9 protein-coding genes, 1 tRNA gene and 2 rRNA genes are annotated in these 10,894 nt (G+C 64.3%); 3 read left to right on the top strand and 9 right to left on the bottom strand.

From position 1 onward, the window contains the following. The first annotated feature begins 14 nt into the window (after window positions 1–14). Together L0D18_RS09720 and L0D18_RS09725 are read left to right on the top strand one after the other, a co-directional pair. Window positions 15–1,334 carry a glycogen synthase gene (locus L0D18_RS09720; RefSeq protein WP_243028701.1) on the top strand — a complete coding sequence of 440 codons (1,320 nt, stop codon included), beginning with the start codon at window positions 15–17 and terminating at the stop codon, window positions 1,332–1,334. A 5-nt stretch (window positions 1,335–1,339) separates the two neighbouring features. Beyond that, the gene (locus tag L0D18_RS09725; RefSeq protein WP_243028702.1) at window positions 1,340–1,975 is read left to right on the top strand and encodes a tetratricopeptide repeat protein; all 636 of its coding nucleotides are present in this window, start codon (window positions 1,340–1,342) and stop codon (window positions 1,973–1,975) included. On the opposite strand, the gene dusA is transcribed toward L0D18_RS09725, so the two are convergent. Genes dusA through L0D18_RS09750 form a run of 5 tightly spaced genes read right to left on the bottom strand, consistent with a single transcriptional unit; the run spans window position 1,862 to window position 5,685 of the window. Beyond that, window positions 1,862–2,896, bottom strand: a complete 1,035-nt coding sequence (gene dusA / locus L0D18_RS09730; protein ID WP_243028704.1) for a tRNA dihydrouridine(20/20a) synthase DusA — start codon at window positions 2,894–2,896, stop codon at window positions 1,862–1,864. The two genes, L0D18_RS09725 and dusA, sit on opposite strands and share 114 nt — an antisense overlap. Continuing rightward, window positions 2,889–3,908 (bottom strand): 4-hydroxy-3-methylbut-2-enyl diphosphate reductase, encoded by a 1,020-nt coding sequence (gene ispH, locus L0D18_RS09735; RefSeq protein WP_243028706.1) that lies wholly within the window; start codon window positions 3,906–3,908, stop codon window positions 2,889–2,891. The genes dusA and ispH overlap by 8 nt, the downstream gene beginning before the upstream one ends. A 1-nt stretch (window position 3,909) precedes the next feature. Next, a complete protein-coding gene (locus L0D18_RS09740; RefSeq protein ID WP_243028708.1) occupies window positions 3,910–4,506 on the bottom strand; it encodes a hypothetical protein in 597 nt (198 codons plus the stop codon). After that, the gene (locus L0D18_RS09745) at window positions 4,494–4,685 is read right to left on the bottom strand and encodes a hypothetical protein (protein WP_243028709.1); all 192 of its coding nucleotides are present in this window, start codon (window positions 4,683–4,685) and stop codon (window positions 4,494–4,496) included. Before L0D18_RS09745 ends, L0D18_RS09740 begins: the two co-directional genes overlap by 13 nt. Window positions 4,686–4,692: 7 nt before the next feature. Then, window positions 4,693–5,685 carry a polyprenyl synthetase family protein gene (locus tag L0D18_RS09750; protein WP_243028710.1) on the bottom strand — a complete coding sequence of 331 codons (993 nt, stop codon included), beginning with the start codon at window positions 5,683–5,685 and terminating at the stop codon, window positions 4,693–4,695. 17 nt (window positions 5,686–5,702) lie between these two features. On the opposite strand from L0D18_RS09750, the gene L0D18_RS09755 reads away from it, so the two are divergent. Beyond that, the gene (locus L0D18_RS09755; RefSeq protein WP_243028711.1) at window positions 5,703–6,533 is read left to right on the top strand and encodes a DMT family transporter; all 831 of its coding nucleotides are present in this window, start codon (window positions 5,703–5,705) and stop codon (window positions 6,531–6,533) included. On the opposite strand, the gene moaA is transcribed toward L0D18_RS09755, so the two are convergent. The 4 genes from moaA to L0D18_RS09775 all read right to left on the bottom strand — a co-directional run bounded on the left by moaA (window position 6,511) and on the right by L0D18_RS09775 (window position 10,769). Further along, window positions 6,511–7,488, bottom strand: coding sequence for a GTP 3',8-cyclase MoaA (gene moaA, locus L0D18_RS09760; protein WP_243028712.1), 978 nt, complete (start codon window positions 7,486–7,488; stop codon window positions 6,511–6,513). The two genes, L0D18_RS09755 and moaA, sit on opposite strands and share 23 nt — an antisense overlap. 93 nt (window positions 7,489–7,581) lie before the next feature. Continuing rightward, a tRNA-Gly gene (locus tag L0D18_RS09765) sits at window positions 7,582–7,657 on the bottom strand. Between the two features lie 11 nt (window positions 7,658–7,668). Beyond that, a 5S ribosomal RNA gene (rrf, locus tag L0D18_RS09770) occupies window positions 7,669–7,785 on the bottom strand. An 82-nt stretch (window positions 7,786–7,867) separates the two neighbouring features. Further along, window positions 7,868–10,769 (bottom strand): 23S ribosomal RNA (locus L0D18_RS09775). Between the last annotated feature and the right edge of the window lie 125 nt (window positions 10,770–10,894).

Genomic DNA, 10,894 nt, shown 5'->3' on the forward strand with positions numbered 1-10,894 from the left:
CATATAGTACGGCCATGAACGTGCTCATGGTGGCCCCTGAGGCCTACCCCCTGGCAAAGGTGGGCGGGCTTGCGGATGTGGTGGGAGCCTTGCCCAAGGCCTTGAAGCCCTTGGGGGTGGAGGCCAGCATCCTCCTTCCCTGGCACCGGGGCCTTAGGGCCAAGGGGGTAGGGGAGGTGGCCTATACCTTTGCGGGCCGGGAGGAAAGGGCCCCTTTGGGAGAGCGGGTGGAGGGAGGGGTGCGGTTTTTCCTCCTGGGCGTGCCCGGTTTTGACCGGGAGAGGGTCTACGGCTACCCCGACGATGCCGGGCGTTACCTGCGCTTTGCCTTGGCGGCGAGCCAGGTGGCCCGGGGGTTTGACCTGGTCCACGCCCATGACTGGACGGCCGCGCTCCTTGCCCTGACCGCCCCGGTGCCCGTCGTCTACACCATCCATAACCTGGCCCACCAAGGCCTTGTGGATCCCGCCCTTTTCTTCCACTGGACGGGGCTTCCCTGGAGCCTGTTCCACATGGAGGCCCTGGAGTTCTACGGCCGGGTGAACCTGATGAAGGGGGGCATCGTCTTCGCCCGGGCGGTGACCACGGTGAGCCCCTCCTATGCGGAGGAGATCCAGACCCCGGAGTTCGGCATGGGGCTGGACGGGGTGCTGAGGCGGCACAGGGAAAAGCTCTTTGGCATCCTGAATGGCTTGGACCTGGAGGTCTTTGACCCCGCCCGCGACCCCCACCTTCCCGCTCCCTACTCCCGGGAGGATCCAAGGGGCAAGGCCCGGGCACGGGAGGCCCTTGGGGAGCGCACGGGGCTCCGGGGGCCTCTCCTCGCCTACGTGGGCCGGCTGGATGGGCAGAAGGGGTTGGACCTCATCCTAAGGGCCATTCCCCATCTGAAGGAGCTGGGTTTTCGCCTCCTGGTCCAAGGGGTGGGGGAGGAGGGTCTTTCCCAAGCCCTTAGGCGGGCGGAGGAGGAGCATGCGGGCTTTGTGCGGTTTGTGGAGGCCTATGACGAGGCCCTGGCCCGCCTGGCCTATGCGGGGGCCGATGCCCTTTTGGTTCCGAGCCGGTTTGAGCCCTGCGGCCTGGTGCAGATGATCGCCCAGCGCTACGGCACCCCTCCCGTGGCCCGGGCGGTGGGGGGGCTAAAGGACACCGTGGAGGATGGCCGCACGGGGGTGCTCTTTGAAACCTACCACCCGGAGGGCCTGCTCTACGGGGTCCTGCGCCTCTTCCGCCTGGGGCCCGAGGCCCTGGGTCTAAGGGGCATGGAAAAGGACTTCTCCTGGGCCAAAAGCGCTGAGGCCTACCACCGGGTTTACCGTTTGGCCTTAGGCTAAAGGGGATGGTGAAGGACCTCGAGGCCCAGGCCCTGGCGGGGGATCCCGAAGCCCTGGCCCTGCTTCACTTCGTGCGGCTTCTTCGGCACAAGGACTATCCCGGAGCCAGGGCCTATGCAGAAGGTTTCCCGGAAGGGCTTAAGGAGAGGCTTTTGGCAGGCCTAGGCCTGCTGGTGGAGACCCCTGAGCGCTTGGAAGACCCCCTTTTCGCCGCGGAAAGGGAGGTGGTCCTGGGGGTTAAGGCGGTAAAGGAGGGGAGGCGGCAGGAGGCCGAAGCCCACTTCCACAAGGCCCTTTCCCTGGACCCCCACCACCACCGGGCCCTTAGCAACCTGGGGAACCTCTACCAGGAAAGGGGGGAGCTGGAAGCGGCCTTGGACCTTTACCAGCGGGCCTTGAAGCTGGCCCCGGAGGATCCCTTGGTTCATGAGAACCTGGCGGCCCTTTACAAGAAAAAGGGAGACCTGGACAGGATGGTGGCCCACATGAAGCGGGCCACCCGGCTCAAGATGCGCCCGCCTGGCCCCCTAGACCCCGTGACGGGAAAGCCCCAGCCCCGCCCGCTTCACCGCCGCATTCCCCTTTGGGTTTGGGTTTTCCTCCTCGCCCTCCTGGCCTATTTTCTCCTGAAGAAGCCTTAGGGCTTGGTCCAGGGCTTCCAGGGAACGCCCTTCCGACAGGAGGCGCCGCCAAAGCCTTCCCCCTGGCTGCCCCCGGAAGAGGTTCAGCAGGTGCCTCAGCACCGCCCAAGGGGGGGTGCCCTTTTCCACCTCCTCCGCCAGATAGGCCCGCATGCCTTGCGCCACGCCCAGGCGGCTTGGCCTGTGGTCCAGGCCATACACCTGCCGGTCCGCTTCCTGAAGCACAAAGGGGTCCTCGTAGACCGCCCGCCCCATCATGACCCCATCCACCTTGCCCAGATGGGGAAGGGCTTCCTCCAGGGTGCGCACCCCCCCGTTCAGGACGAAGGTGAGGCGGGGGAAATCCTCCTTGAGCCGGTGGACCCAGTCGTGGCGCAAGGGGGGAACCTCCCGGTTCTTCCGGGTGGAGAGCCCCAGCAAGGCGCTACGGGCATGGACGATGAACACCCTTACCCCCGTTTCCGCATAGCGTTCCACCCAACGGGCCAGGAGGGAATAGCGCTCCCCCTCCACCCCCAGGCGGAGCTTCACCGTGACGGGGATGGCCACCGCCTCCACCATGGCCCTGAGGATCTCAGCCACCCGCAGGGGGTCCAGGAGGAGGCAGGCGCCAAACCCTCCCTCTTGGGCCTTCTCCGAGGGGCAACCCAGGTTCAGGTTCGCCTCGTCGTACCCCCAGGCCTGGCCTATCCGCGCCGCCTTCGCCAGGCTCTGGGGGTCCGAGCCCGCAAGTTGCAAGGCGATGGGGTGCTCCGCTGGGTGGAAGGCGAGAAGCCGCTCGGCCTTTCCCCGGAGCACCGCCTGGTCCACGGTCATTTCCGTGTAGAGCCGCACCCTGCGGCTTATCTGGCGGACCAGGTAGCGGAAGTGCCGGTCCGTCCGGTCCACCATGGGGGCCACGGAGAGGCGGTGGTCAGACACCCCTTAAGACCTCCTCCGGGGACAGGGGCCTGGGTTCGCGGAAGACGATGCCCTCCTCCTCGCCTTCCTCGATCACCTCGAGGCCCGGGTTTCGCTCCCTAAGGAGCGCCACCAGCTCCTGCACCAGGTCCTCAGGGGTGCTGGCGGCGGAGGTGATCCCCAGGCTATCGGCACCCTGGAGCCATTCCTCCCGGAGATCCCGGGCGCTTTCCAGGCGGTAGGCCCTGCCGGTGAGGCTTTGGGCCAGCTCCAAAAGGCGCATGCCGTTGGAGGAGTGGGGGCTGGTGAGCACCAGGAAGAGATCCACATGGGGGGCGATGCGCCGGACCGCCTCCTGGCGGTTCTGGGTGGCGTAGCAGAGGTCTTTTCTGGCGGGGACCACCAGTTTGGGGAAGCGCTTTTTTAAGATTTCTATGGTCTTAAGGGTGTCCTCCACACCCAGGGTGGTCTGGGTGAGGACCACCACCCGCTCGGGGTCAGGTACCTCCACGGTACGGGGATCAGCCAAGCGGGGGTCCTTGCCCACGTGGGTGTGCACCGCCACCAGGATGGTCCTCTCCGGGGCCTCCCCATAGGTGCCCTTCACCTCCTGATGGTCGGCGGAATCCCCCACCAGGAGGATCCAGTAGCCTTCCCGGGCGTAGCGCCTGGCCTCGGTGTGCACCTTGGTGACCAAGGGGCAGGTGGCGTCCAGGATATGGAAACCCATCTCCGCCGCCTTTTTGCGCACGGCGGGGGGGTGGCCGTGGGCGGAGAAGACCAGGGTTCCGGCCAAGGGTCTTTCTTGGCGAAGCCGTTCTATGTCGGCGAGATTTTCCACGAAGTGCACCCCCTTGGCCTTAAGGCGTTCCACCACGGTGCGGTTGTGGACGATTTCGTGGTAGACCACCAGCTCCCCCGCTTCCTTCAGGGTCTCGGCCCAGCGCTCCACCGTCTGGATGGCCATCACCACCCCGGCGCAGAAACCCCTGGGCCGGGCCAGGTAGACCCGCTTAAGCCCCATGCCCCCCATTCTAGGCCTCCTTCTCCTCTTCCTTTGTGGTTTGGGCTAAGGCCTTTTGGGCCATTTCCCGGGCGAAGGCGGTCCTGGCCCTTTCCAGGGCCTTCCTGGCGGTTTCCCGCCCTTTGCCCCCTGGGCGGAATCCCTCCTGGGCCAGGGCCAGGAGGGCCAAGGCGGTGGCGGGGAAGGGAAGGTTTTCCCTTTCCAGAAGCCCCAGGCCCCTCCCATAGTGGTGGAGGGCTTCCCGGTAGGCCCCCCTTAGGAGGACCTGGCTCCCTTCCTGGAAGGCTCGGGCGGCCCTTAGAAGGCCATCCCCTTCCACCAGGGGTTCGCCCTCCTGGGCGGAGAGGTGGGCGGCCTCGAGGAGCCTCTCCAAGGCCAAGCCCCGCTCCGCTTCCGGCAGAAGGGGGGAGTAATGGGCTTGGAACAGGGGGGCAAACCAGGAAAGCCGGAGGGGTTTTGCCAGACGGAAGGTCTCCCCGTGGGCCTCCACCCCTTCGCCCAGGGCCCTGAGCAGGGGAACCAGCCTGGGAAAGCGGGCCCGCACCTCTTCCCGCCTGGCCTCCCCCTTCAAGGCCAGAAAGAAGAGAAACGCTCCTACTCTTTCCACGCCTCTACTTCCTTGTAGTGGACCAAGGCGGCGAATAGGGGAGAGGGTCCATCGGCTACGGAAAACTTGACCTCCACCAAGACCACGTCCTCCGGAAGGTCTTCAATAAAGCGGTTGAGCCTTTCCTGGAGGATGTCGGGGTCGTTGGCGGTGATGACCTTAAAGCGCACGCCCTGCATGGCCCTATTATGCCCTGCGTTCCACCAAGGCGGTGAGGAGGGCTTGCAGGTGGGAGGCGGCATCCCGTCCGGGAAGTTGCTCCAGGTGGGGGATAAGGGCGCCCAGGCCCTTGTGCGCTAGCCTCTTGGCCTCCTCCTTGGCCCAGGCCACCGCCCCCGAGGCCAAAAGCCGTTCCCAAAGCCACCGCACCTCGGCCTCGGGCTTGGCCTCCCGGGGGAGGCGCAAGAGGGCCTCGGCCCGGGTGCGTTCCTCAGGAGGCGCTTCCTGGAGGTAGCGGATCAGGATCAAGGTGCGCTTGCCCTCGTAGAGGTCCCCGGCCAGTTCCTTGCCGTAGGCCTCGTCCCCCTCCAGGTTGAGGACATCGTCCATGATCTGGAAGGCCACCCCCAGCTTAAGCCCCGCTTCCTGGTAGAGGGTTGGGGGGGTGTGTCCGGAGAGGAGGGCCCCCAGCCGTAACGGGGCCACCGCGGTGTAGTAGGCGGCCTTGTGGGCCACCATGCGAAAGTAGTCCTCAGGGGTTAGGTCCAGGCGGCCGGAAAGGGTCCAGAGGAGGTCCAGGTGTTGGCCGTAGGCGGTGCGGCGCACCACCTGGTGGAACTCGGCCAGAACCAGGGGGGGCAGAATGCCGGCCTCGAGGCCCTTCACCAGAAGCCCCCACATCTCCCCGTGCAGGGCATCCCCCGCGTTCAAGGCCAGGGGCATGGGGTAGAGGCGGTGCAGGGCAGGTCTGCCCCGGCGTTCCTCGGAGCCGTCCTCTATGTCGTCGTGGATAAGCACCCAGTTCTGGAAAAGTTCCAAAGCAGCCCCAGCCCAAAGGCTGGCCTCGAGGGAAGCCCCGTGGGCCAGCCCCGCATAGACCACCAAGAGTCCCCGGAGCCTCTTGCCTCCCCGGGATGGGTACTCCTGAAGAAGAGCCTGGTAACCGGGATCGGAATGGGCCAGGTGGCCTAGGAGCCTTTTCTGAAGGGCATCCTTCACTTCCTGGGGGGAGGGCACCATGCTATACACTTTAGGCCATGCGCGGCTACGCCCTGGGCCTTTTTGCCCTCAACCTCCTCACCCTCCTTTGGGGCACCACCTTTGTGGTGGTGAAGGGGGCGGTGGGGGAGATGGCCCCAAGCCTTTTGGTCTTTCTCCGTTTTCTTCTGGCGAGCCTCTTCTTCCTGCCCTGGGCTTGGCGCTTGCCCAAAGGGGTATGGGGGCCAGGGATGGAGCTGGCCTTTTGGCTCCTTCTGGGCTATGCTTCCCAGGCGGTCGGCCTCCTGTATACCTCGGCGAGCCGAAGCGCCTTCATCACCGCCCTCAATGTGGTACTGGTGCCTTTGATCCTGGGACTGGTGGGCCGCAGGCTGGGAGGGGTCTGGGTGGCCGCCCTTTTAGCCTTTTTGGGGGTAGGTTTCCTTTCCTACGATCCCCGGCAGCCTCCTCTGAACGTGGGGGACCTTTGGACCCTTCTCACCGCCCTCACCTATGCCCTTTACATCGTGCGCCTCGAGGTGCACGCCAAAGCCTTTCCCTCCTTGCCCCTCACCGCGGTGCAGGTCTTCGGCACGGCCTTCCTGGCCCTGCCCTGGGCCCTTTGGGAAGGGGTGCGGTGGGAAGGGGTACCCTGGGGGGCGGTCTTCTACCTGGGGATGGTGGCCACGGCCCTCACCACCTGGCTGCAAACCTGGGGACAGAAGTACGTGCCCGCCCCCCAGGCGGCCATCCTCTACACCCTGGAACCCGTCTGGGCTACCCTTTTTGCCTTTATCCTCCTGGGTGAGCGGTTAGGGCTGTTAGGAGTTATGGGGGCGCTTTTGGTAATCCTTGCCACCTTGCAGGCTATCCGCCGATCCCCAGCATGACCCGCTTCCTCAGGGTGGGGAGGGTGTTGCCAAAGGCGGGCTTGCGGTTGGTGGCCATCAAGATGGCGTCCACCAAGGCCTCCACCGGCTCCTCGGCGGCGAAGGCCCAGGAGATATCCATCTCCAAATCGGTAAGGAGGCAGGGCCGCAGCTTTTTGTCGGAGGTGAGGCGAAGCCGGGAGCAGTTGGAGCAAAAGGGCTCGGTGACGGGGTTGATGAAGCCCAAGGTACCCTGGGCCCCCGGGATCCGGTAGACCCGGGCTGGGGAGGTGGGGTCGTGGGGGACGGGTTCCAGGGGACCAAAGACTTCTTCTATCCGTGCCCGGATCTCCTTCCCCGAGACGAATCGGCGGCGGTACTCCTCGGGGTCGGAGTTGTCCAGGTGCATGTACTCTATGTAGCGCATGTGCAGGGGGCGGTCCAGGGAGAGCCGGGCCAAAGGCACCACCTCTTCCTCGTTCATTCCCCGGATGACCACGGCGTTCAGCTTCACCGGGTGAAGCCCAAGTTCTAGGGCGGTCTCTATGGCCTGCAACACCCGCTCCACCTTTCCTCCCCGGGTGATGCGGGTAAAGACCTCAGGGGTAATGGCATCCAAGGAGATGTTCACCCGGTTTAGGCCTGCTGCCACCAACTCCTTGCCCCGCTTGGCAAAGAGGAGGCCGTTGGTGGTGATGGCCACATCCTCAATGCCCTCCTTGCTCCGGGCTCGTTCAATCATCTGGGGAAGCTCCTTGCGCACCAAGGGCTCTCCCCCCGTGAAACGCACGGCGGACAGGCCCAGAAGGGAGGCGGCCTCGAGGAAATGGTCCACCTCCTCAACCGTGAGGGTCCCCGGAGGTTCGGCCATCTCGAGGCCCAAAGGATGGCAGTAAAGGCAGTGCAGGTTGCACCGGGGGGTAACGGAGATACGAAGGTCTTTGATAACACGCCCGTAGTTGTCCAGTAGCTTCATGCCCTTTCCCCCTTTGGGCCACCATACTACGCCCCGGGCCAGAGGGCAAGGGATAAAAAAACAAACCCCCAGGCATAAGCCTGGGGTTTCTGTTGGAGCGGGAGACGGGACTTGAACCCGCGACCCCGACCTTGGCAAGGTCGTGCTCTACCAACTGAGCTACTCCCGCGTAGCAAAAATCCCCCGCACCGACCTACTCTCCCAGGACCCTGCGGTCCCAGTACCATCGGCGCTGGCGCGTTTCACTTCCGTGTTCGGAATGGGAACGGGTGGTTCCACGCCGCTATGGGCACGGGGGATTCTCCTGTTTTGCCTTTCAAAATCCCACGCCACCTACGGGCGGCAGGGGATCCAGGCTGGGGTGGACATCAGGGCAAAAAGGGTCAAGACCTCGGACGATTGGAACCGGTCGGCTCAACGCCTCACGGCGCTTACACCCCCGGCCCATCCACCGGGTCGTCTTCCCGGGTCCTTACCGGCTTCACACCGTGGGAGGCCTCATCTTGGGGCGGGTTTCCCGCTTAGATGCTTTCAGCGGTTATCCCTCCCGCACATGGCTACCCAGCTTATGCCCCTGGAGGGACAGCTGGGAAACCAGAGGTGCGTCCCTTCCGGTCCTCTCGTACTAGGAAGAGCCCCCCTCAAGCCTCCTGCGCCCGTGGCGGATAGAGACCGAACTGTCTCACGACGTTCTGAACCCAGCTCGCGTGCCGCTTTAATGGGCGAACAGCCCAACCCTTGGGACCTTCTTCAGCCCCAGGATGCGACGAGCCGACATCGAGGTGCCAAACCTCCCCGCCGCTGTGGACGCTCGGGGGAGATCAGCCTGTTATCCCCGGGGTAACTTTTATCCGTTGATCGATGGCCCTTCCACACGGGACCACCGGTTCACTAGGCCCGGCTTTCGCCCCTGCTCGGCTTGCAGGCCTCACAGTCAGGCTCCCTTCTACCCTTGCGCTCTTAAGGCGGATTTCCGTCCCGCCTGAGGGAACCTTTGGGCGCCTCCGTTACCCTTTAGGAGGCGACCGCCCCAGTCAAACTGCCCGCCAAGCGCTGTCCCCAATCCCTTGGGTTAGGCCCCCAGCCGCATCAGGGTGGTATTTCACCGGCGCCTCCACCGTCCCCGAAAGGGCGGCTTCCCAGGCTCCCACCTATCCTACGCAGACGCGACCAAGAGCCAACACCAGGCTGCAGTAAAGCTCCACGGGGTCTTTTCGTCCTGCCACGGGTAGGCCGCATCTTCACGGCCAGTTCAATTTCACCGGGTCCCTCGCCGAGACAGCGCTCCGGTCGTTACGCTTTTCGTGCAGGTCGGAACTTACCCGACAAGGAATTTCGCTACCTTAGGACCGTTATAGTTACGGCCGCCGTTCACCGGGGCTTCGGTTCAGGGCTTGCACCCCTCCCCTTGACCTTCCGGCACCGGGCAAGCGTCGCTCCCTATACCTCCCCTTACGGGTTCGCAGAGAGCTGTGTTTTTGGTAAACAGTCGCCAGAGCCTGTTCACTGCGGCTCGCCAACGGCGAGCACCCCTTCTCCCGAAGTTACGGGGCTAACTTGCAAAGTTCCTTGGCGAGGGTTATCCCGCGCGCCTGAGTGCTCTCGCACCCGCCCACCTGTGTCGGTTTCCGGTACGGGTTCCCATGGGTTGTGCTTAGAGGCTTTTCTCGGCTCCCTGGCTTCAGGGGGTTGTCACCCTCACGGGCTTCCCCACCACGCAGAGCCCACGGGGAGCGGATTTGCCTACCCCCCACCCTGCGCTTCTGGCCGGGCTCGTCCATGGCTCCGGTCCCCCTAGCCTAGAGCGTCCCCCCATCGCACCCATGGGAAGGGCCGGAATATTAACCGGCTGCCCTTCGGCTACGCCTCTCGGCCTCACCTTAGGCCCCGCCTAACCCTACGCTGACGACCATGGCGTAGGAACCCTTGGGCTTACGGCGACAGGGATTCTCACCCTGTTTATCGTTACTCATGCCGGCATTCGCACTTCCCTTACCTCCAGCCGCCCTCGCGGACAGCCTTCATCGGCATCGGGAACGCTCCCCTACCGCCTGAGGGTTAAACCCCCAGACCCGCAGCTTCGGCGCTGGGCTTAAGCCCCGATCATTTTCGGCGCAGCGTCACTCGACCAGTGAGCTATTACGCACTCTTTAAAGGATGGCTGCTTCTAAGCCAACCTCCTGGCTGTCTCAGCAACGCCACATCCTTTCCCACTTAGCCCAGACTTCGGGACCTTAGCTGGCGGTCTCGGTTGTTCCCGCGCTCGGACACGGACGTTATCGCTCGCGCCCTCACTCCCAGGCTCCACCTGGAACCCTTCGGAGTTTGACAGGGTTTGGTAGGCTGGTGGGCCCCCTAGCCCTATCAGTGCTCTACAGGCCCCAGTCAGCACCTGAGGCTGACCCTAAAGTCATTTCGGGGAGAACCAGCTATCTCCGGGTTCGGTTAGCTTTTCACTCCTAACCCCAGCTCATCCGAGGGGTTTGCATCCCCCACCGGTTCGGGCCTCCACTGGGTTTCACCCCAGCTTCACCCTGGCCAGGGCTAGCTCACCCGGTTTCGGGTCCACGGCCGCGGACTCCGCGGGCCGCACGCGGCCCGCTCGCGCCCTCTTCGGACTCGGTTTCCCTACGCCTCCGCCTCCACGGCTTAAGCTCGCCCACGACCGTGAGTCGCCGGCTCATGCTTCAATAGGCACGCCGCAACCCCTAAAGGGGCCGCGACTGCTTGTAAGCCCACGGTTTCAGGCTCTATTTCACTCCCCTCCCGGGGTTCTTTTCACCTTTCCCTCACGGTACTGGTCCACTATCGGTCACCCGGAGTACTTAGCCTTAGGCGGTGGTCCGCCCAGATTCCCCCATGGCTCCACGAACCACAGGGTACTCGGGTACCCTCACCTATCCCCTCCCCTTTCGCCTACAGGGCTTTCACCTTCTCTGGCGCCCCTTCCCAGAGGCTTCGGCTAGAGTCAGGGATTCGGTATCCGAGGGCCCCACTACCCCGCCCAGACAAGCCGGACGGTTTAGGCTCTTCCCCTTTCGCTCGCCGCTACTCAGGGAGTCGCTTTCGCTTTCCTCTCCTCTGGGTACTGAGATGTTTCAGTTCCCCAGGTTCCCCCCGCCCAAAAGGCGGTGACCCGTGTTCCCACGGGCCGGGTTCCCCCATTCGGACATCCAGGGATCTAAGCCCGCTACCGGCTCCCCCTGGCTTATCGCAGGTAGCCACGTCCTTCATCGGCTCGGGTGCCAAGGCATCCACCGTGGGCCCTTAGCATCTTGACCCTACAAGGCCGCTCAACACGACCTCCGCTTACCTATTCCTCCACCCCAGCTTTCAAGATCCCCCGCCGCCCCAGCAGGCAGCGCAAAGAAAAAACTACCAGACCAAAACAAAACTGTCAAGGGGG

Origin of the sequence: Thermus albus, from assembly GCF_022760855.1 — a bacterium.
GTDB classification, from domain to species: Bacteria; Deinococcota; Deinococci; order Deinococcales; family Thermaceae; genus Thermus; species Thermus albus.